Genomic DNA, 21,968 nt, shown 5'->3' with positions numbered 1-21,968 from the left:
GAAATGCGTCCTAGAGTTGAGCAAAGCTTCTTCAAAGGTGTAGCTGTCGGTTGTTTGATAGGTAGTAGATTACTTCGATACCTATGGCTATTCCTAGCATGAATACTAAAACCCAAACGGTTTGTGGATCTGTTTGCAAAGCAAACCAAATTAACATTCCTAGTGCTACCAAACATATTCCAACACCTAGAAGTGAAATCCACTGCTTACTTTTGGTATAACGATGCATCCGAGCATTAGCTAAATTAACCGCAGCAAATATCAGGAGAAATCCGGCACTACCCATCGTTGATATCCGACTTATATCAAAGAAATTAGCGATTATTAAAGTAATACCACTAGTAATAAATAAGCCAATTGAAGATTGATCTATGCCATTTATTTCGCTGCCATCAAACCCTCTAGATTTAGCAATAACAGAGCTAAAACGAGCTGAACCGTAGAGTGTTGCGTTACTAGCTGAGAGAGTTGATAAAAGAGCAGCAATAGTCATCAAAACAGATCCGAATTGCCCCATAATTGGTTTGGCAACCTCAGCCAAAGTATAGTCTTTTGCTGCCAAAATCTGTTCTATTGGTTCTGTTCCCAATGTGACAAGTGCTATTAAAACGTAAAGCAAAATAACGAACCCGATTACAGAGTAATAAACACGTGGCAAAGTGTACTTGGGATTGACAAGATCCTCTGCTGTATTGGCGATTAGCTCAAAGCCTTCATAAGACAAGAAAATCACCATTGCTCCTGCAAAAATTGACTGTAGCGACGACACTGAAGCTGGCTGTAAATGAGAAAAGTCGATATGACTACTCCCCAGAATAATGAACAGGATCAAAATCCCCAGTTTGAAGCTGACAATCCAGATTTGAGATTTACCAATATAATTGGCAGTCAGTAGATTTAGTCCAGTTGTCCCTAAAATTGCCAAGCTAATGAGTAAGTGCTTCCAAATAGGTTGAGTAGACGCTGTGAACAGGCTAATTCCGTAACTACCAAAAGCCTGCAAGTAAAACGAAAGCATGACTACATAGCTAAACCATAGCAGAAGATTCAGTGTCCCACTAAACAGCCCTAGACCAAAAGCCTGGTTTAAGAAGGTTACTGTCCCGCCTCGACATGGATGAGCTACTGAAAGTTTTGCATAAGCATAAGTAGTTATCAAAGCTATTGTCCCTGCGATCGCAAATGCTAATGGTGCGCCTGCATCAGCTATTTGAATTACAACTCCCAGCGCTGGAAAAAGTCCACCGACAATGCCTCCTACACCCAATGCCCACACAGACCAAAAACCTATTTTCTTGCTTGACACCTGTAACCTCTTTAGGAATAGATAGTCTTATAGTCGTTGACCAGCACGCAGATAATCAAGCTGAACAATCTTATTAAACTATTCTCTGTCCATACACGCTACTACTGTGTATAGCTAGCTACTTTAGCCATTGTCGCGCAAGAAGGTTATGCAACATGCGTCTCGTAGAGAAGGTGGTTCGAGAATTTTCATGACTCAAATAGGATTGCTATAGTGCGCTCAACTCTATCATGATCTGAAACATAACGAAGCGATGCCTATTGTTGGCAAAACTTAGTCCCCATTGCCTACCATCTTCAATAGCATAAGCAATAGTTTGCCCGATAACAGGCATATTTATAATCGATTCAAAATCCATACAGCTTTTACCTGATTAACTGAGAAGACCTAGAGATTTATAGTTTTAGTATTCCCAGTAGTAAATCAATAATTATTGGTATTATTTGAAACTTTATTGAAGATAATGGTAAATAATGCCCATGACTCAAAGCAGCTTTACATAAAGCCAGTTTCAATTTCTGAAACCAGCCTGACAGAAGTTGTAGAAAGAGGTTAGGTTAAGTGTTAATCACAAGCCGCACCCCAGCAGCGATGGTAAAAGAATTAGCAATTTGCACCCGTGGACTAACTAAGCAATTTGATCGGCACATTGCTGTCAATGATATTGATTTAGAAATCCACGCGGGGGAAGTATATGGACTGATCGGGCCGAATGGTGCGGGTAAAACAACTCTCATCCGAATGTTGGCAACTGCTGAGGAACCAACTACGGGTGAGATTTATATTAATGGCGATCGCTTACTCCGTGACAAGAGTAATTCCAAACTTAAGCGTCGTCTAGGCTACTTACCCGATGACTACCCGCTGTATGAGGATCTGACAGTCTGGGATTACCTAGATTATTTTGCGCGTCTATATCGTTTACGAGAACCGCGCCGTACTCAACGCCTGCATGAAGTTTTAGAACTAATCCAACTTGGTAATAAACGCAATAGCCAAATAGCTACTTTGTCGCGGGGGATGAAACAGCGCTTAAGTTTAGCGCGAACCATCATCCACGAACCGATTTTACTACTACTGGATGAGCCTGTTTCAGGACTTGACCCCATTGCTAGGATGCACTTTCGCGAAATCATTAAGGCTTTGCAAGAAGCTGGGATGACTGTAATCATTTCCTCTCACGTTCTCAGTGATTTAGCAGAACTATGTACTTCTGTAGGAATTATGGAACTTGGCTTCTTGGTAGAAAGTACCTCGTTACAACAACTTTATCAACGTCTTGCCCATCAGCAAATTGTGATATCAACTTTGGGAAATCTAGAGGCACTTTTAAGGGGATTGAAACATCATCATTTAGTGGAAGAGTGGGAGGTGATTCCAGGAAAAAACAGTGTGCGGGTGAATTTTTCTGGGAAAGAAGAAGATAGTGCTGAGTTGTTGCGATCGCTGATCAAAGCAGGTATTTCCCTAACTGATTTTCACTGCACACAAGAAGACTTAGAAAGTATTTTCCTGAAATTAGGTCACAAACAAGCATCTTGATCCGTCAATAAATATTACTCCCCATTTTTGGAGAATTTTTTCTTATGATGCCCAATTTAATAGACAAGATTGGCGATTGGAATCCGCAATTATTGCGAGAACTCAAAGGACGGCTGAAATTTTTTAATGTAGCGATCGCAGTTGCAACATCCTTACTGCTGCAACTGGTAGTTTTTTTATATCAGTTCCGCGAGTTTCCTGATGATAAATACTCACTAACTGGCACATACTGTCGTTTGCGTAAACTATACGAACAGGAACCAAATGGGGTTTATCAACAATCAAATCAATCTAAAATTGCTGATTTAAATGATTTCCTTTCAAATAATTATTGCCCTACAAACGAAATTAATTGGCAGTTGTGGTGGCGAGACCACTGTGAATATATATTTCTAACATTTAGTGTAATTTTTGTATTTACACTATTAGTTGCAGGAACTTATTTGCTAATCAACGATTTAGCCAAAGAAGAAACTCGCGGTACGCTGAATTTCATCCGTCTCAGTCCCCAATCAGAAACAAGTATATTGACTGGCAAGTTACTAGGAGTTCCGAGTTTAATTTATCTCATCATCTTAGTAGCAGTTCCTTTACATTTGTGGGCTGGCTGTTCTGCCAAAATTGCCTTTAGTTACATTTTGAGTTCCTATGCTATTCTCGCTGCAAGTTGCATTTTCTTCTACAGTGCTGCACTACTATTTGGCTTAGTTAGTCGTTGGTTTAGCGGTTTTCAGCCTTGGTTAGGTAGTGGTGCCGTTTTCCTTTTTTTGTTCACAACGATGGTGCTAGCATCGTCTTCTAGCAATACTTTAAATGATTCAACTGTTTGGTTTAGACTTTTTAGTGGTTGGGATACAACAAATTATTTATTTCCTAACTTGTTCCATTTATCAAATGGTTCTCCCCTGAAAAAGTGGCAGTTTTTCTATTTACCATTAGGAACAAGTTTTGTTAGTGTTATTGGCTTCCATTTATTAAATTTGGGATTGTGCAGTTACGGTATTTTGCAAGCTCTTAAACGTTGCTTACGTAATCCTAAAACCTCAATAATCAGCAAGAAGCAAAGTTATTTTATAGGAGCTTTTTACCAATTGATGATATGGGGATTTACCCTACAAAATGGTAAAAATAATTACACATGGGATGAACAGGTTGGGGAAAATTTTGTTTTGCTGGCACTGTATAACTTGGTGTTGATTTTAAGTTTAATTGCGGTTCTTTCCCCTCACCGTCAAGATGTACAAGATTGGGCAAGATATCGACATCAGGGAGTTTCTAGCCGTAAGAGTGTTTGGCAGGATCTAATTTGGTCCGAAAAAAGCCCTGCACTCGTGGCGATCGCAATTAATTTAATAATTGTTACTATCCCCTACTTAGTTTGGCTTTCACTTACATCTGTTGTTGATGCAAACGATGGCCGAACTTGGATGGTTAACGAGATTGACAGGTTTAAAGTGCTTTTAACTATAGCTTTGTCTATCAGCTTAATGATGATTTACGCTACCATCGCCCAATTGATACTTTTGTTGAAAACTCCTAAACGTTCTTTCTGGGCAATTGGGACTTTAGGTGCAGCCGTGTTCCTACCACCGATGATTCTAGAATTTATCGGTATCTCCTCGTGGAAACATTCTACTGTATGGATGTTTACAACTTTTCCTTGGGTAGCTGTAGAATCTGCTGGGGTGACAACAGTTTTCATGGCACTGTTAGCTGATTTGAGTGTTCTAGCGTTGTTAAACTTCCAGTTGACAAGGCAGGTGAAATTAGCAGGCGAATCTGCTACGAAAGCATTATTGGCAGGACGTTAGGTAAGTAGTTGAGACATGTTAGATCCCCGACTTCGTAAAAGTTGTCGGGGATCTTGTTTTTCATGAATGATTTAAGACTGCTACATTATCTATTATTTGCCTACATCTGCTGTTAAATTTTTAATCAGCACGACAATCTGAGAATCATGTTAAATATCTCTACTCAAGACCTCCGCAACACAGCTATTCAGTTTTTAGAACAAAGTCCCCCACAGCGTCTAAAAATTCTTAATAATCTGGGTATAGCTCGTTATGAATTTTTAACCAAAATACGCCTCAATGAAGCAAATATTATCTGTATGATACGGTTTTTTAAATCTCCAAGTCAGCTAAAGTTTCCTAATATTATATGAGCCGATTTATCTGGTTTAATTTTAGATGGGGTAAACTTCATCAGAGGAAATTTATCAGAAGTAAATCTGCAAGGTAGCAGTTTAGTAAATGCAGACCTATTATTTGCAAATTTTACGAAAGCCGATTTGAGAAATGCAGATTTACAAGGTGCTACTCTTAACGAAACTATTTGGTTAGATACTCTAGTAAATAAGTGTCAACTTGGCGTAGGTACTGGTTTAACTCAGCTACAACGTCAAGATTTACAACTGCGCGGAGCTAGATTTAATTCTTGAGAAGATGGTAATTAAAACACACAAAATTATAAGATGATTAAATTGAGATTGACCTGGATAAGTTAATGAGTATTAAGTTGCCCCAAAAATTGATGTTGCTGGGTTCAGGAGAACTAGGCAAAGAATTTGCGATCGCTGCTCAACGTCTTGGTAATTATGTGATTGCCGTTGACCGCTACGCTAATGCTCCAGCGATGCAAGTTGCTGATGCTTATGAAGTTATTTCTATGCTCAGTGCTGATGATTTAGAAGCTGTAGTTAGAAAACATCAGCCAAATATTATTATCCCAGAAATTGAAGCAATCAGAACAGAAAAACTACTGCAATTTGAACAGCGAGGGATTACAGTTATACCGACTGCGGCCGCTACTAACTATACAATGAATCGCGATAGAATTCGGGAACTAGCACATCAAGAATTAGGCATCAGAACGGCTAAATATGGTTATGCAACAACTTTAGAAGAATTGATTGCAGTTTCTGATAAAATTGGGTTTAGTAATGTTGTTAAACCTGTGATGTCATCCTCTGGTAAGGGTCAGTCTGTGGTGCAAGAAAAAAGTGAAGTTGAGAAAGCTTGGAATTATGCGATCGCTAATTCTAGAGGTGACAGTCAAAAGGTGATCGTAGAAGAATTTATTAACTTTGAAATCGAGATAACTTTACTAACAATTAAACAGTGGAATGCACCCACTATTTTCTGTTCTCCTATTGGTCATCGCCAAGAACGAGGCGATTATCAAGAATCGTGGCAACCCGCACTAATTTCTGAAGACAAGATATTAAAAGCCCAAAAAATAGCCATAAAAGTCACTGATGCTTTAGGAGGAGCCGGAATTTTTGGCGTTGAGTTTTTCATTACCAAAGATGAAGTGATTTTTTCCGAACTTTCTCCCAGACCGCATGATACGGGTATGGTGACATTAATATCACAAAATCTTAATGAATTTGAACTACATTTAAGAGCTATTTTAGACTTGCCAATTCCTCATATAGAACAGCTAGGACCATCAGCTAGTGCCGTTATTTTAGCTTCCGAAAAATCTGATTCTATTGCTTTTGATGGTATAGCCGATGCTTTGTCAGAAAAAGATGTAGATATTAGATTATTTGGTAAACCTAATGCTCATCCATATCGGCGAATGGGAGTTGCTTTAGCGAAGGGTGTAAATGTCAAAGAGGCTAGGGAAAAAGCTACTGGAGCCGCAAGTAAAATTACAATTATGTGAAAAGTTAGATCCCCGACTTCTTAAAGAAGTCGGGGATCTGGATACCGCAAATTTTCACAAATAAAATAGGATTGCTATGGACAATCGCCTATTTTATCTTGTACTACTGTTAGGCGAATCAACCGCAGCAACCGGGTTCATCTGATTCAGGTAATCATAAACAAGCTGGGAAACTTGACGGATAAAGTCTCTCCCCCTAGCGTCCTTATAGGGACGTGTGACGAAGATTGCAGCCAAGTAACGCTTACCATTTGGCATAGTCACAAATCCTGCATCGCCGATGAGAAACCCGATATCTCCAGTTTTATTAGCGATAACTGCACCTTTCCCTAAACCTGCGGGAAGCAGTGTGTGAATTGTGGTGTGACGCAGAATATCTAAGGCTTGCTCCCGACTCTGTAAAGAAACTAGCTTGTTATTCACAACTAAAGCCAGCACCCGCGCCATATCTTGAGAACTTGTGGTGTTGGTTCCTCTCAAGTCAGCCAAAAGATGCCGAATTACTGTATCTTTCAGTCCCCAGTTATGGAAGCGCTGATTTATTCGCGCCGCTCCACCTAAGCGATCAATAATCATGTTGGTGGCGGTATTGTCACTGATGGTTATCATCTTATTGATGGTTTCCAAAGCTGTGTATTTCTTGCCAATTCGCTCATACTGCATACTTCCAGAACCATTAGTTACTAAGTCACGCCGCATGGTGAGCATTTCATTTAAGCTGACTTTACCAGCATCTAAATCTTGGAAAAAGGCGATGAGAATTGGCAATTTAATCGTACTAGCAGCTGGGAAAACGCGATCGCCTCCAATATCCAAATAATCCCCAGTATCCAAATCCAGGAAAAACATTCCTGTTTTGAGAAAACTATAGCGACTCATCAAGGCTTTAATTTGAGGTTCTAACACTTTCATTGGTAAATGCATGGGAACCACGCCAGCAAACAGAGTACTGTTATCACTCACTGTTGGAAAAATATTAGGAGTTATTTCCAGAGATTTCGGCTGGGTTGTAGTCAGTGGTACTGGTTTGGGTAACTGCACAGACCAATGATTTGCGGATTCCTCTTGCAGCTTCACCTGTGCTAGGTCGAAGGTGTAACCAGCTGCTAAAGTAACTACCATGCGGGTAGTCTCTGCGTTTAACTGCCCAATGCTAATGTCTTTAATTACTAACCCCACTCTTTGACTAGTCTGTGGATATCCTAGTGTAACTCCAGGTAAATCAATTACCAGACGGGTAGGGTTGGTAAGTAATTGTACTTTGGGTTGAACATTCTCATCTGTGGTGAAATCCAGATGATTGCGATTGCTATCAAAATGCCAATTAGCGATCGCAGTAGCTTTGACAGTAGAGCCAAACAGGAACAAGCTTAAGAAGCTGGGTAGAAGCCAGCTAAATTTTAAAATGTTTTCTTTGTGTGTGAGGAGCATCGGTAATCGCTTTGTGTGTGAGGAAGATTATAGGAAAACAAAAACCGCTCACCATTAAAGCACAATTATGAAAAGTTTTGTAAATATGGAAATACTGGTTTACTGGTCTCTACTGCCACCTTTATTTATATTTTCCTGTACCCCTCATGAGGATAGAAAATGCATGGATGCGCTGACACAACATTGACATCATAATGACATATCTAAAAAGTATACAATTAAATATAATTTTAAAAGACACCATAATTTCTGTTTAATAATTGCGCTGCTCAGAAATTTAATATTAATCAAGTATTAACCAAGCAAGTGCTATAGCAGGATTTTTTGTTGCATAAGATATCTCAAATCAGTTCTGATTTAATTAGGTAACTAAAAAAATTAATGTGAGGTGAAAGTGAAAGTTCTTAACATATATAAAATTAATCTAGCTTTGGTATTGTTAGCTACACCCTTATGTATTTATCCTCTGACAATACTTGCACAAACTCCAAATCCCAAACAGCCAGCAGTTATTATTAATAGTGGCTCTACAAATACCTGCAAATATACAATTCACGTATTGCCATCCGGAAAAGCAACTTACACTGTTTGTGAGAGAAAAGGTGCAGGTGAAATAAAAGTGAACACAGCTACGAAATTTTTCACTGATATTTCAGCAGCTAAACCATTGTCAAAATTACCATATAAAGCATGTGCAAAATCTGCTTCGTTCGGTACGTCAACTCAAGTCAGGTATCAATGGGAAAATTCTCCAGATATTAGCTGTCCAAGTAATGATTTGAGAGTGACAAATCTGTATAATGATGCTCAAAGCATTCAACAGCAATTGAACTTTTCAACTTCCAAAAATGCACCTTAAAATCCTAAATCTACGGCAATGCGGTGGGCGCAAGCAAACCCAGAAAAAGCGACTGCATTCAATCCTTGACCCGGAAAGGTACTATCCCCTACACAATAAAGTCCTGGAATAGCTGTGCGATTAAAGGGCATCTTCAATAAGCCCCACAACTTGCGTCGGGGAATTGGCCCATATGTGCCATCCTGACGACCCAAAAAGCGGCGATGGGTACGGGGTGTGCCTACCTCCAAATAATCCAATCCAGCATCTAAGCCTGGAAAAATCTTCTCTAGGCGGTCAATAATTCGCCAAGCCGCCTCTTCTTTCTTCGCTTCGTACTCGCTCACAGAAAGTTCTTGCCAATTATCAATCCAGTGAGGCGTGAAGGCATGAATGATATGATATCCACTTGGTGCTAAATCTGGGTCAAGCAATGTGGGAATCGAAACAAAAATTGTCCCTTCTGCTGCTGTCATCTTTTGCCAATCTTCTAGCAAAATATGGTGACACTCTGTCCCCATAGGCAAAACTGACTCTTTTACCCCGATGTGCAAACTCAAGAAGCTTGGAGATTTTTGATAATTTTGTTGCCACTTTTTCTCATTAAGTGGCATTTCTTCTGCTGGTAGTAATTGTTCAAACGTATCCCAGCGTGTAGCATTAGAAACTATGCGTTTACCCCGATATAGTTTACCATTAGCCAGTTGCACACCTACCGCTTTTCCCTGTTCTGTGAGAATTTTCGTGACTCTAGCTTGGTACTGAATCTTACCTCCAGCCTTCTCTAGACCTTCCACCAGTTTTTGGGCAATTTGTCCCACTCCGCCTTTAGGATAGTTCACTCCGCCATAATGCCTGTCAGAAAAGACCATCCCAGCATTAATCATTGGTGTCATGTCCGATGGAACCACTGACCAGCAATAACATTCCATATCGATAAATTTCAATAATCGGGGATCTTTGATGTAGCGTCTGGCAAAATCCCCAGCATTTTGAGGCAGATACTTAACTAAACCGAGACACGCCAAAGGATGTTGGAAAAATACCCGCACGAGATACCGAGATTCTTCCAGCGACAGCAAATCCATGCTGTTGAGGCACTTGAATACTTTTTGGCATTCGTCATAAAAGCGACGAATCCCCTCTTCTTCATGGCGAAAATGAGCAATAAGATTTTGCAAAAATTTTTCATAAACTCGGTCAACCTTCAGGTTTAAACCTTGGGGTAGATGATAGTGAATCTGCACCGGATCTGCGATCGCTTCTTGGCTGACATTTACAGCTGATAATGCACGGGTGAGTAAGTTAGTAGTACCGTTCTGTCCCAATCCAAAAATCATCGATGCACCAACATCGAATCGATAGCCTTGGCGTTCAAAATAACCGGCGCTCCCACCTGGAATCAAATAACGTTCCAGTACCAGCACTTTCGCTCCCTTCGCCGCTAACTGGGTCGCTGTTACTAATCCGCCAATACCAGACCCAATTACGATCGCATCAATATCTTGCATTTTTGTCTTTTGTCATTAATCCTTTGTTTATTTTCCAATACCCAATGACAAAAAAGAGGGACGAGTCTGCTGCTGCTGACTAATCCCGTCTGCCGATCCTTAAAAGAGAGGAGAACACTGTAGAACAATATAGCCTTGATTGAGAATAGATGTCAACTAGTAATGAAAAATTTTATCAATAAAATTGAGAGTGTTAATTTTAGGTGTCGGCCGGATACAGGAAAGAGTATTATGGTGTTTCAGTTCTCATACAATAAAAAAGCGCCAAATTCTGACTATGACGCTACAATTGCGTGTTTATGTTCCACCCCATCCCCTGATCAAACACTGGTTGGCAGTTGCCCGTGATACAGGCACGCCTTCAGTATTATTTCGCAGTGCGATGACTGAATTAGGTAGATGGCTGACTTATGAAGCTGTGCGAGACTGGTTGCCGACCCAAGAAACAGCTGTGCAGAGTCCCTTGGATACTTGTCCAGCAACTGTGATTGATCCACAAGTGCCTATAGCAGTAGTGCCGATTCTGCGGGCTGGACTAGGATTACTTGAGGGAGCGCAGACTTTACTACCTTTGGCATCGATTTACCATCTTGGCTTGGCACGAGATGAAGAGACACTGCAACCTCATTGTTATCTGAACAAGTTACCAGAAAAATTTCACCCCGAAACACTAGTGTTAATTACAGATCCAATGTTGGCAACAGGAGGGTCGATAATGGCTGCAATGGCAGAATTGACACAACGAGGTGCTGATCCAGCCCTGATACGGATTGTTTGTGTAGTGGCGGCTCCACCAGCTTTGCAAAAACTAAGTGCAGCTTATCCAGGTTTAATAGTTTACACGGCGACTATTGACGAAACAGTTAACAGTAAGGGGTATATTGTACCAGGATTAGGAGATGCAGGCGATCGCATCTTTGGGACTTAAGCTAGTATGCAGCTAGGGCAGGAAAATAGCATAACTACTGTAAAAGTTGCAAGCTTTGTTGAAGGCGGTAAAGATATGAGTCAGCGAGATGGTTTTGGCAGTGGTTTTGTAGCAGGGGCGTTTGTCGGTGGCGTATTTGGCGGTGTCATCGGCGCACTGATTGCTTCTCGACGCGATCCCCAATTGATAGCACAGGAGGACACAGAACTGACAGATAGCCAAGCCGAAGCTAGGAAAATAGCAGCTAGGCGGCGTCAGATGAAAGCTTCCGAAAATGAGAATATCGGCATAGAAACGGCCCGGCGATCGCTAGAAGATAAAATTGCCCAGCTAAATGCCACAATTGATGAAGTGCGAAAGCAACTAGGTAATGTGAATGGTGGTTCCCCGGAAGCAACCAATGACCGTTCCCTCACTAAGGACTCCTGAATTCGTTCAGGCGTGGTGAAAATGTCTTCTGTGGTAAATGTGGAATCGGCAAACACCATGACATGGACTAAATTAAAATTAAAAGATAAGACTGCGTTTGACACTTAGTAGGAAACCAACAAATCCATGTACCTTCTGATTACTACTCTGGCTACTTTCATTCAGATTTATACTGTTTTGCTAATTATTCGGGTTTTATTGACCTGGTTCCCGACAATTAACTGGTATAACCAGCCATTTTCTGCTTTGAGCCAGATAACTGACCCTTATCTGGATTTGTTCCGCCGCATTATTCCCCCATTGGGTGGTATGGATTTTTCTCCAATGTTAGCGATTATACTGCTTCAACTTGTAAGTGGTTTGATAGGTGGTCTGCAAGCCTACGCGTAAAGCAGAATTTGCAGTTTGCTCAACGTTCAATTAAAAGATTTTCAGTCTGGGCTGGTCAGCCTAGACTGAATTAACTTATCTTTTAACGCCGGACTTGACCGCTAAATCCGGCTGCTTTAAACTGCTTCAGCTTCAATGGAGTAGGCTGATTCGCAGGCACAGAAATTCTCAATTCAAAATCGCTAATACCTGGTGGAACTTCGGTAATAGAACCTAAGCGAGTACGGTTTTGCATCACCGAGTCATTGTTGGCATCATAGATGCGTCCAAAAATATCTGCGTCGTAAACTGTTTTATTAGTACCATTTTCTGCTTTGCCAATGACAATAAAGCAATTGGCAGCCGCGCTACCACTACTGCTCACAGCCCCTTGTGCTAGTTCTGGTGGACAATCTTTATAAGAAACATCAAATAATTTAATCTGTGTCAACGCTACAGCAGGGGGAGTGATCACCCACGATAGAAACGTGATGAGACAGGAAATAAAAATGACCGTGAGTGACCGCAACCGCATACAAGACCCCGTGACTTAATCCAACAATATGTAACTTATAGCCTCAGCTTACCTGATTTTAAGTACAACAAGATTGAAGACTTTAATTTAACCTTTGTAATAATTAGGGAAATAAACCCTTAATTGCTATTAACTTATGACTCCAGATGAGATTGAAGCAGCTATGTTCGCAGCCTTTAATGATTGTGATGCAGCAAGCTGTCCTCTCACTGACACGCAGAAACAGATATTACTGCAAGTGGTCGAGCAAATTCAGGGAAATACCTCTGGGGCGTCAAGTATTGCTAATCCCTTAGACGAACTAAATCCAGAGGAGTTAGAAATATTTTTACAGTTTGTTAAGGATGAAGAACAACTTAACCGCACTTGGAAAGTGCAATTACTCAACGACTGGTTACTGCAAAATGACTCTGGAACAGTACAATTTATCCGGCAACGCTATGGTTTGCAGTGGCTGAATCGTGTTGAGTCATACCATTTTGATAAGTATTCTTATTTTGAGGATGCACTAAAGTTAAGAGTAGGCGATCGCATTGAAGTTTCCAATGCACTATGGGAATGGGTGCAGGAGGATGGCCCTTGTAAGCCCGAATGGTTTCCCTGTATGGTGATCAAAGTCGAGGAGATTAGCAACGGCGATGATTCCTCTACTAACTGCGTCATTCGCTTCTTCAACGGCGCTGAGTATGAAATTCAAGGAATGTACGAATGGAATCGCTACAATTGGCGCTGGCCTCAGAAGTAGTGCTGTACATGGATAGCGGGGCGTTTAGTCGGTGCTGAGTTTTAGGGACTTCCAAGAAATAAATTATCCAAATAGACGAACCACAGAGACACAGAGAACACAGAGAGAGGAGAAATGAGAGGGTTTTTGCGTCACTTTTGGGACATTTTTCTATTTGGAAGTCCCTTAATACTCGTGAATGAGTCTTTGATACTCATTAATCAGACTCAAAACTCCATTCATCCATCTTTGATACTCGTTCATCCACCTTTGAACTCCGTTGATGAGTCTTTAATACTCGTTCATCCATCTTTGATACTCGTTCATCCACCTTTGAACTCCGTTGATGAGCCTTTAATACTCATTTATCCACCTTTGAACTCCGTTGATGAGTCTTTAATACTCGTTCATCCACCTTTGAACTCCGTTGATGAGTCTTTGATACTCGTGAATAAGTTTTTATGCTCTGACACTGCTGTATGTTGATGAAATTATTGCTTGAACAACGCCCAAGCCAAAAACCTTTCGGTATAATACAACGCTAATTGATTGCTCACACCGTTGAAAACGGCATCAAAAGCGTGTTCTGCCCAAGGAATTTCTAAAAAAACCGCAGTATTCCCAGAGCTATGTAAACGTTGATACATCTGTCTACCAAAGCGCGCTTCTACCAAATGGTCACGACTGCCGTAAATTAATAAAGTTGGGGGTAAAGGGTGTGTTAGATAATTTATTGGTGAAGCAATTTTATACTGATTAGGCAATTCTTCTAAAGAACCACCGAGAAATGCTTTTAAAACAGCACGGGTGTTGATAGGATCGGGAACTGGCGGTGTTTTGTATCCTTCAGTCAAGTTAACAGGCCCGTAATAGTTCACCACACCACGAATGGGTGGTGCATCTGGTTGATAAGCCGCTAGCATTGCTAGGTGCGCTCCCGCAGAACGTCCTAAAAGTACTATACGTTCTGGATCGGCTTCATATTCCGCTGCATGTTTGCAAATAAAATTTAGGGCTGTACGCACGTCATCTAACTGAGTTGGAAACTGATATTTAGGTGCGTGTCGATAGTCAATCGCAAATACTGTATATCCATGATGAGCAATATATTGATTAAACTCAGAATTTGCATGAGGGTTACCATATTGCCAAGCTCCACCATAAATTACTACTACTGCTGGATATTTCCCTACCTCTGGGGGTTGGTAAACTTCCATTTTTAAAGGCACTCCCGCAGGAGAAGCAAAGAGAATATTTGTTTTATGACGCGTTTTACCTAATGCAATACCCCTGAAGGAATTAACTAAATTAAAGGGATGGGTTTGCATCTTAGCCATTACTTGGACTGAAATTTGCTCTAGATAATTTGCTCCCAATCCTTGTTTCATTGCTTTATCTATCTGCATTTGAGTCAGTGGGATATTCACTAGCACCCATGCAGAAATTAGCAATCCTATTAAGCTGAAAATACAAGCTAAACGCTGTAGTTTATGGTGACGGATGTAGAACAAAGAAAGTAATAAAGAGAGCAAATTTAATAACAATAACCAAGGACTGATTTCTGGCGCTCCCACTGCTAGCGTCAGTAAAAACATATTTGGAGCCGGAAGAAGAATCCAAGAACTAAGAAATAGACTTGCAAAACTAAGTAATAATGCAAGCCATGATAAAAGTATTTTTGGTTTACCAAACATAAATTAAAGTGCCGTAATAACGACTTTAAAGAAGTACAATCTATCTGCCAATGCTCCGGTTGGCAATAGTTAAATCATGTTAAGTCATATTACTTTAATAAGTATTCTTACTTTAAGGATGCACTAAAGCTGAGATTAGGCGATCGCATTCAACTTTTCAATGCCCTGTAGGAATGAGTACAAGAAAATAAACCCTGTGTACGGGAATGCTTTGCCTTGAAAGCCAGAAATACTAGAGAATTGGTGCATGAGTTTTGGAATAACTTATCTCCCTAAGCCCAGATGCTTTTGCAATGCTTGGCGCATCACTTCTACAGGTACAGTTTCCTGCTGCAACCAAATTTTTAAGGCTGCTACCCCTTGTTGAACTAGCATTTCTAATCCATCGATCGCAATTGCGCCTTGTTTTTGAGCTTGCTCTAGAAATTGTGTCGGTTTAGGGATATATATTAAATCGTAAGCGATCGCACCCGTTGGTAAATTCGCTATTTCCTCTACACTCAAAGGCGACTCATCAACTTTGGGATACATACCTATGGGGGTTGTGTTTACCAGCAGATTAGCTTGGGGAATTAACTTTGAAAGTTCCTCCCATTGATCAACTTGTAAATTCTCACTTATGGGTGAATTGCTCCAACTCTTGGCAAATCCATCTAATCTCTGCATATTCCGCCCAACAACATGAATTTTGGCAAAACCTAGCTGGTGACAACCTGCTACAACTGCTCTGGCTGCGCCACCATTGCCTAAAATTACCGCTACCTTCTGATTCCAATCCTGCTTATACGTTGTCTGCAAAGGAGCGATAAATCCTTCTATATCTGTGTTTGTCCCCACCCATTTGTTATTTTGGCGACTAACAGTATTTACTGCGCCGATAGTTTGAGCCAGAGGGGTAATTTCTGAGAGGAGGGGCATGATTGCCTGCTTGTGAGGGATTGTAACATTAAAGCCAACAACCCCAATAGCGGCGAAACCTGCGATCGCTATCTCTAGATTCTCTGGTGCTATGGGAAAGGGAAGATAAACGTAATCTAATCCTAAATCAGTGATGTCTTCTCTGCGAGACGCTACGCGAACGACGATCTGTGCTAACGCTGCATTATGCATCACTGGTGAGAGCGAATGTTCCACCGGATGTCCAATTACACCGAGCAGTTTAGTTTTACCTGTAATTAATACTTTTGACATTTGTCATTAGTCATTTGTGATTTGTGATTTGTCAAGCATCAGCCTCAAAGGCTCATCGTTGAGGTTAAAAGGCTCATCGTTGAGGTTAAAAGGCTCATCGTTGAAGTTCAAAGGCTCAACGTTGAGGTTCAAAGGCTCAACATTGAGGTTCAAAGGCTCATCGTTGAAGTTCAAAGGCTGAAACTTCAGACTTTTTTGCTTCTTTATCTCCTTCATCTTCTTCTGACTCCTCTGCTTTCTCTGCCCCCTACCTTCTTGCACTAGCCTACAATTATTAAAAGCTACTTAACATTTCTTATGATTATGCAGGCAACTACAGCCCCCTCTACAACTCCAATTCCTGGTAAATATTGGCAGTGGCGCGGGCACAACGTTTACTATGTGCGTGCGGGAGAAAAACAATCGCAACGTCCGCCTTTGCTTTTGGTACATGGATTTGGTGCTTCCACAGACCACTGGCGCAAGAATATCACAGGATTGTGTCAAAATTTTGAAGTATTTGCGATCGACCTTTTAGGATTCGGGCGATCAGCAAAACCAAAATTGCAGTATAGCGGCGACTTGTGGCGCGATCAACTCCATGATTTTATCAAAGAAGTAATTGGTCAAAAAGCAGTATTAGCGGGTAATTCCCTTGGTGGCTATGCTAGCTTGTGTGTTGCAGCAGAACGTCCCGACAGTGCGGCTGGTTTAGTGTTACTCAATAGTGCCGGCCCTTTTAGCGAAAGCCAACCTACATCTGAGCCTGAAACTTTACAATCAGAAATTCAGCCACCTAAACAACCTGCTACTTTGCAGAAACTTCTCGGTGACAGTACTAAGTGGATTTTTAAACAACCTTTAGCCCAATCTCTGTTATTTCAATACGTGCGACAACGTTGGGTAATTCGACAAACCTTAGAAAAAGTTTATCTTGACAAGAGTGCGATTACAGACCAATTGGTAGAAGAAATTTCTCGCCCTGCTTACGATTCGGGTGCAATGGAAGTATTTGTGTCAGTCTTTAGCACTCCTCAAGGGAAAAAAGTTGATGTGCTACTAAAGCAATTAACTTGTCCTCTGTTGATGTTGTGGGGAGAAGCTGACCCTTGGATGAATGCTAGAGAACGTTCCCAAAAGTTTCGTCAATATTATCCTGAACTTACAGAACATTTCCTAACAGCCGGTCATTGCCCCCATGATGAAATACCTGATAGAGTAAACCAACTTTTAGGCGATTGGGCTTTGTCTATCTAAATTGCTAAAAAATCTCTTTTAACTCGCATCCACAAATATTAAGTATAGGATGCGAGTTGCACAAAGATAGCAACGCCGCAAATGAAGTGCGATTCGTTCAGTCCAAACCGAGCAATCAGCGGATGACTGGCTTCTACAGGGTAATCCATGAGGATTGAGTTCACACTTTAACCCCTTATAGATGATAAACTTCATAACCTGAGTCGATTTCATGTATCAGATACACAGCTAAAATGATTTAAAGGAAACTCTTCAGCAGAACATCCAATGCTGAGAATTAGCCTGTAAGTACTATCTGGTGCGATCGCAGGAGGCAAAATATGGGCTTGGCTGGATTAAGAATTGTGTTGGTAGAGCCAGCAGGGCCGATAAATGTCGGGGCGATCGCCAGAGTTATGAAAAATTTCGGAATACATCATTTAGTATTAGTAAATCCCCAATGCGATCCGCTATCAGTGGAAGCCTTAAAGATGGCTGTTCATGCTAAGGAAATTTTAGAATCTGCGGTATTAGTGGCGACATTACCAGAAGCATTGCATGGATGTGTACGGGCGATCGCTACTACTGGTCGCGTTCGGAGTTGGGAAACACCCTTAGAAAAACCCCGCACTGCACTACCCTGGTTACTGGAGGAACCAGAAAAACCCGCAGCCCTGATTTTTGGTAGGGAAGACCGGGGATTAAGCAATGAAGAATTAAATTATGCACAAAGGTTTGTTGGCATTCCCACAAGTCCAAATTATGTAGCCCTGAATTTAGCTACCGCCGTAGCAATCTGCTGTTATGAATTGTCACAATGCGTAGAACAACCGGATACTCAAACCTTACCCCAAACAGAACTTGCACCCTTAGATATAGTGGAAGCATATTACCAGCAATTAGAATCATTATTACTGAAAATTGGTTATGTGTATCCACATACGGCAGCTAGTCGCATGGAAAAATTTCGCCAACTATATAATCGTGCTCACCTGAAAACAGGGGAAGTAGCCATGCTGCGAGGGATTTTGCAGCAGGTAGAATGGGCGCTTAAAAACCAGAAGGATGGTGAAAACTTGTAATTATTCGTTTAATATGTACGCAATCATCCCCCCAAAATAATTAAGATGGCTTATATAAACACAAAAATGCTACTTAGTGGCAAAGTTGAATTTGAGTATTAATATTGCTTAAAGATTAAGTTTTGGGTCAGGAGTCTGCAATAAAAAAGCCTAGTGGGTCACAAGGAGTAACGGTGTCAGAGTCAAGTGACGAATTAACAGCTTTCTCGCGGCGTCAACCTTTAAATGGCCGCCAGCGTCCACAAAAGGTTCAAAAAGTGGTACAGAAAAAAGTGAAAGTTAAGAGCCAGAAGCAGCAAGATGCCACTGGCAAAGAAGCGGTACAAACACGCCCAAAAGATCAGAGCAGTCCTCCCCAAATCCCTACTGCTACACGCAGGGTAAAATCGGGGTTAGTCATGCCAGCAGCAGTAAAACCAATACCTAGTGTTAAGGGGAAAATTCCTCCCTTTCGACCAGGTGCTGTGATGGTCAAAACAGTGCAAATGGAAAAGCCAAAAAGAGGCCGGCGATCATCACGGAAGACGCGATTAAAGCCAATGGCCAAAACCATGTTGTATGTTGTGCGGTTGTTAATTGTAGGTGTGGGGATGGGTGCAATTGTTGGCACAGTGTTGTCAGTATTAGACCCGGCTAATCGCATCGGCACAAATTCGGCGACGCAATCTAATAGTAATGTGGCGCGATCGCAGCCACAACCTACCCAAACTCCCCCAGCCCCAGGTTCGAGCCTATACCTATCCCAAGAAATTATCCCTCTGAAAAATGCCGTGCAAAATTTGGCGGCGACCAACCCAAATCTTACACCCGGAGTTTTCTTGGTAGATTTGGATACTGGTAATTATGTAGATGTGAATGCCTCTGCCAGTTTTCCAGCAGCTAGCACAATTAAAGTGCCGATTTTGATTGCCTTTTTCCAGGATGTGGACGCTGGAAAAATTCGCCTGGATGAAATGCTGACCATGCAACAGGATATGATAGCTGGCGGTTCTGGAAATCTGCAATACAAACCAGCCGGAAGCCAGTACGCCGCTCTGGAAGTCGCTACTAAAATGATTACAATCAGCGACAACACAGCGACAAATATGCTGATTGCCCGACTGGGAGGAATGGAAGCTTTAAACCAGCGTTTCCGGAACTGGGGATTGACAAACACAATAATTCGTAATCAACTCCCAGATTTGGAAGGGACAAACACCACTAGTCCGAGGGAATTGGGGAATTTGATGGCGATTTTGAGTCAGGGAAATTTAGTGAGTATGCCATCACGCGATATTATGCTCGATATCTTGCGTCGCACTCAGAAAGACACTCTGCTCCCATCTGGTTTGGGAACAGGCGCGAGAATATACCACAAAACAGGCGATATTGGCACAATGTTAGCAGATACAGGTTTAGTTGCTTTGCCAACTGGCAAGCGCTACATAGCTGCGGTCATGGTACAACGCCCTAATAACGACCCTCGCGCCGAAAAACTGATTAGCTCAATTTCTAGTGCTGCCTACCAAGAGTTTAGCCAAAATGCTGTTACACCTAACAGTACCACAAGCACTATACCCGCAAATGGTTATCAGCCCTCTGTTGTGAATCCAGCTTTACCCAACGGTACGACAGGCATTGTACCCATGAGCGTTTATCAGCCACCTGTTGTGAGTCCTGTACCCAACAGCATGGGAGGTATGCCGGCAAATGGTTATCAATCTCCAGTTATGAATCCGCAGTATTATCCCCAAAGATAATTTGGAATTTTGGAATTTTGCATTGTTCATTACATCCACCCCCCCTCATAAATGAGCGGCGAACTAGAGCTGATTGCCTGCCAACCTCACCCGATTGAGAGTAACGGTTTTAATCCTAACGCGACTCTGCCATACGACTGTACAATTGAATATATTCTTTTGGCAATGAATAATTTTGTAGAGTTTTTAGGCTTTATCAATCAACAGCTTTACAGTAAGGAAATAGAACGTCTTGAGGTAATGCTGATGCCAGCCAACTTTAGCAGTATGGTTGGAGAATTCATGATTTCAAGTAGTTTGTTTTTATATAAAGATTGTATTTTTATATTCCCATAAATCTCAGGATTAAATCGCTAAAAACAAAGTTAAAAAGCTCAACTATGCTGTTCTCTTTTAACTCTTAACTTTTTTGATACCGCATTCCGGGCAGTTGCGAAACTAAACCCATAAGTTCCAACTCTAACAAAGCACCGGAAACAGAGCCAGCAGCCATGCCGGTTTGTTGGATAATAAAATCGAAGGGTAAAGCATCACTAGCAAGTGTATCCATTACCGTTTGCAATTCTGGCGACAAAGTTGGCATTAACTGTTCTGATGCTGTAGAAGCCTCGACTCCATCAATTTGTGGTATTGCTCCTAGCATTGTTAAAAGTTCATCTAGTTCCTTAAGAATGAAAGTTGCTCCCTGACTCAGTAACTTTAAACACCCTTGGGATGGATGATCGTCCAGTCTCCCAGGCAGTGCATAGACATCTCTGCCAAATTCATTTGCGTAGGTAGCTGTTATTAAAGCACCAGATTTTAACGGGGCTTCCATTACCAGGATGGCGCGGCTTAAACCTGCAATAATTCGGTTGCGGCGGGGAAAGTGCGTGCGATCGGGGGGGGTTTTTGTGGGGTACTCACTCATGACTAACCCAGCCGTCAAAATCTGCTTGTACAAATCCCGATTTTTATGTGGATAGATGACATCTACACCAGTTCCCAAAACTGCGATCGTGCGTCCACCTGCTTTCATAGCGGCGATGTGGCTTTCTGTGTCAATTCCCTCTGCCATACCAGAAACAACTGTAAAGCCATTTTTTGCCAAAGCTGTACTAATTTGGCGAGTCCAACGAATGCCGTATTCTGAGGGTTGGCGTGTTCCGACAATTCCAATCATCGGTTTTTGTCCGAGATTTTCTTGGAGTTCGACTTCACCGCGATAGTATAAAATCGGCGGTGGACTCGGAGTTTCCAGCAGTAAGCGGGGATAATCTGCATCTGCTGGTGTCCAGAAATGAGAATTTTCCTGCTGGTGCTTGGTAAATAGTTGTTCTGGGTGTAAACGCGATCGCTGTTGTACTACTTTTTCTAGTGTTTGAAAACCAAAACCCTCTACTTCCCCTAACTGTACCTTGGTAGCGTTCCAAGCTGTTGCCAACGTGCCAAAATGCTGTTGCAGCCGCCGCAGTAATACCGGGCCAATTCCAGAAATTTGCGTCCAAGCTAGCCAATATGCACCTTCTTCTACCACAGTTCCATCCTCACGCCTACTGGATTGAGTATTCCCAAATTAGGTTTGGCTATTGATATAAAAAGGGAGTGGGGGAGATGGGGAAGTTTCTTAAAACATGGAAGTTGTAGCCTTTGAGAGTGAAAGTTCAGCCTTTGAGGGTGGAAGTTTAGCCTTTGTTTGAGTCGATGGCGGGTGTTATCCCGCGCACCTCTCAGTTAGATCCGTGCGTACCCGTTTCCGTGTACACGGCTCCCGATGTTCTTAGCT

The 21,968-nt window shown here is 41.6% G+C and carries 21 protein-coding genes and 1 pseudogene; 14 read left to right on the top strand and 8 right to left on the bottom strand.

What is annotated here, in order from left to right; all coding sequences use genetic code 11:
- Window positions 1–31 precede the first annotated feature (31 nt).
- Window positions 32–1,306 carry an APC family permease gene (locus tag V7K21_RS09475; RefSeq protein ID WP_335173627.1) on the bottom strand — a complete coding sequence of 425 codons (1,275 nt, stop codon included), beginning with the start codon at window positions 1,304–1,306 and terminating at the stop codon, window positions 32–34.
- A gap of 591 nt (window positions 1,307–1,897) precedes the next feature.
- On the opposite strand from V7K21_RS09475, the gene V7K21_RS09470 reads away from it, so the two are divergent.
- From V7K21_RS09470 to purT, 4 genes and pseudogenes are all read left to right on the top strand, one after another.
- A complete protein-coding gene (locus V7K21_RS09470; protein WP_335173696.1) occupies window positions 1,898–2,848 on the top strand; it encodes an ABC transporter ATP-binding protein in 951 nt (316 codons plus the stop codon).
- Window positions 2,849–2,892: 44 nt separating this feature from the next.
- Window positions 2,893–4,659 (top strand): ABC transporter permease subunit, encoded by a 1,767-nt coding sequence (locus V7K21_RS09465; RefSeq protein WP_335173625.1) that lies wholly within the window; start codon window positions 2,893–2,895, stop codon window positions 4,657–4,659.
- Window positions 4,660–4,805: 146 nt separating this feature from the next.
- A pseudogene (locus V7K21_RS09460) lies at window positions 4,806–5,288 on the top strand (pentapeptide repeat-containing protein).
- A gap of 65 nt (window positions 5,289–5,353) precedes the next feature.
- A complete protein-coding gene (gene purT, locus V7K21_RS09455; RefSeq protein WP_335173623.1) occupies window positions 5,354–6,517 on the top strand; it encodes a formate-dependent phosphoribosylglycinamide formyltransferase in 1,164 nt (387 codons plus the stop codon).
- Window positions 6,518–6,610: 93 nt separating this feature from the next.
- On the opposite strand, the gene V7K21_RS09450 is transcribed toward purT, so the two are convergent.
- Window positions 6,611–7,948: a serine hydrolase gene (locus tag V7K21_RS09450; protein WP_335173621.1), complete on the bottom strand. Its 1,338-nt coding sequence runs from the start codon at window positions 7,946–7,948 to the stop codon at window positions 6,611–6,613.
- A gap of 388 nt (window positions 7,949–8,336) precedes the next feature.
- Here V7K21_RS09450 and V7K21_RS09445 point away from each other — a divergent pair, with 388 nt between their 5' ends.
- Window positions 8,337–8,807 carry a hypothetical protein gene (locus V7K21_RS09445; RefSeq protein ID WP_335173619.1) on the top strand — a complete coding sequence of 157 codons (471 nt, stop codon included), beginning with the start codon at window positions 8,337–8,339 and terminating at the stop codon, window positions 8,805–8,807.
- Here the strand turns inward: V7K21_RS09445 and crtH are convergent.
- Window positions 8,804–10,297 (bottom strand): carotenoid isomerase, encoded by a 1,494-nt coding sequence (crtH, locus tag V7K21_RS09440; protein ID WP_335173617.1) that lies wholly within the window; start codon window positions 10,295–10,297, stop codon window positions 8,804–8,806. The two genes, V7K21_RS09445 and crtH, sit on opposite strands and share 4 nt — an antisense overlap.
- Window positions 10,298–10,574: 277 nt before the next feature.
- On the opposite strand from crtH, the gene upp reads away from it, so the two are divergent.
- The 3 genes from upp (at window position 10,575) to V7K21_RS09425 (ending at window position 12,044) form a co-directional block, all read left to right on the top strand.
- Window positions 10,575–11,225 (top strand): uracil phosphoribosyltransferase, encoded by a 651-nt coding sequence (gene upp / locus V7K21_RS09435; protein WP_335173615.1) that lies wholly within the window; start codon window positions 10,575–10,577, stop codon window positions 11,223–11,225.
- Between the two features lie 75 nt (window positions 11,226–11,300).
- A complete protein-coding gene (locus V7K21_RS09430; RefSeq protein ID WP_335135787.1) occupies window positions 11,301–11,654 on the top strand; it encodes a hypothetical protein in 354 nt (117 codons plus the stop codon).
- Between the two features lie 126 nt (window positions 11,655–11,780).
- Window positions 11,781–12,044 (top strand): YggT family protein, encoded by a 264-nt coding sequence (locus V7K21_RS09425; protein WP_273766003.1) that lies wholly within the window; start codon window positions 11,781–11,783, stop codon window positions 12,042–12,044.
- Window positions 12,045–12,126: 82 nt separating this feature from the next.
- Here the strand turns inward: V7K21_RS09425 and V7K21_RS09420 are convergent, their stop codons facing one another.
- On the bottom strand, window positions 12,127–12,558 hold the full coding sequence (locus V7K21_RS09420) for a biotin carboxylase (protein ID WP_335173612.1): 432 nt from the start codon (window positions 12,556–12,558) through the stop codon (window positions 12,127–12,129).
- 136 nt (window positions 12,559–12,694) lie between these two features.
- Here V7K21_RS09420 and V7K21_RS09415 point away from each other — a divergent pair, with 136 nt between their 5' ends.
- Both V7K21_RS09415 and V7K21_RS09410 read left to right on the top strand, forming a co-directional pair.
- Entirely contained in the window at window positions 12,695–13,303 is a 609-nt protein-coding gene (locus V7K21_RS09415; RefSeq protein ID WP_335173610.1) for a hypothetical protein, read from the top strand.
- A gap of 114 nt (window positions 13,304–13,417) precedes the next feature.
- On the top strand, window positions 13,418–13,768 hold the full coding sequence (locus V7K21_RS09410) for a hypothetical protein (RefSeq protein ID WP_335173608.1): 351 nt from the start codon (window positions 13,418–13,420) through the stop codon (window positions 13,766–13,768).
- 5 nt (window positions 13,769–13,773) lie between these two features.
- Here V7K21_RS09410 and V7K21_RS09405 read toward each other — a convergent pair whose 3' ends face one another.
- The 3 genes from V7K21_RS09405 to V7K21_RS09395 form a co-directional block, all read right to left on the bottom strand.
- Window positions 13,774–14,976 carry an alpha/beta hydrolase gene (locus tag V7K21_RS09405; RefSeq protein WP_335173606.1) on the bottom strand — a complete coding sequence of 401 codons (1,203 nt, stop codon included), beginning with the start codon at window positions 14,974–14,976 and terminating at the stop codon, window positions 13,774–13,776.
- Between the two features lie 264 nt (window positions 14,977–15,240).
- Window positions 15,241–16,167, bottom strand: coding sequence for a shikimate dehydrogenase (locus V7K21_RS09400; RefSeq protein ID WP_335173604.1), 927 nt, complete (start codon window positions 16,165–16,167; stop codon window positions 15,241–15,243).
- A gap of 6 nt (window positions 16,168–16,173) precedes the next feature.
- A complete protein-coding gene (locus V7K21_RS09395; RefSeq protein ID WP_335173602.1) occupies window positions 16,174–16,383 on the bottom strand; it encodes a hypothetical protein in 210 nt (69 codons plus the stop codon).
- Window positions 16,384–16,470: 87 nt separating this feature from the next.
- Between V7K21_RS09395 and V7K21_RS09390 the strand changes: the two genes are divergently transcribed.
- The 4 genes from V7K21_RS09390 to V7K21_RS09375 all read left to right on the top strand — a co-directional run bounded on the left by V7K21_RS09390 (window position 16,471) and on the right by V7K21_RS09375 (window position 20,539).
- Window positions 16,471–17,403, top strand: a complete 933-nt coding sequence (locus V7K21_RS09390) for an alpha/beta fold hydrolase (RefSeq protein WP_335173600.1) — start codon at window positions 16,471–16,473, stop codon at window positions 17,401–17,403.
- A gap of 320 nt (window positions 17,404–17,723) precedes the next feature.
- On the top strand, window positions 17,724–18,464 hold the full coding sequence (locus tag V7K21_RS09385; protein WP_335173598.1) for an RNA methyltransferase: 741 nt from the start codon (window positions 17,724–17,726) through the stop codon (window positions 18,462–18,464).
- Window positions 18,465–18,637: 173 nt separating this feature from the next.
- Window positions 18,638–20,203 (top strand): serine hydrolase, encoded by a 1,566-nt coding sequence (locus V7K21_RS09380; RefSeq protein WP_335173596.1) that lies wholly within the window; start codon window positions 18,638–18,640, stop codon window positions 20,201–20,203.
- A 51-nt stretch (window positions 20,204–20,254) separates the two neighbouring features.
- Window positions 20,255–20,539, top strand: a complete 285-nt coding sequence (locus V7K21_RS09375) for a hypothetical protein (protein WP_335173593.1) — start codon at window positions 20,255–20,257, stop codon at window positions 20,537–20,539.
- A 64-nt stretch (window positions 20,540–20,603) separates the two neighbouring features.
- Here the strand turns inward: V7K21_RS09375 and dprA are convergent, their stop codons facing one another.
- Entirely contained in the window at window positions 20,604–21,719 is a 1,116-nt protein-coding gene (dprA, locus tag V7K21_RS09370) for a DNA-processing protein DprA (RefSeq protein WP_335173591.1), read from the bottom strand.
- Between the last annotated feature and the right edge of the window lie 249 nt (window positions 21,720–21,968).

It is taken from the genome of Nostoc sp. (assembly GCF_036919595.1).
Lineage (GTDB): Bacteria > Cyanobacteriota > Cyanobacteriia > Cyanobacteriales > Nostocaceae > Nostoc.
This window is presented reverse-complemented; position numbering and strand designations above follow the sequence as displayed.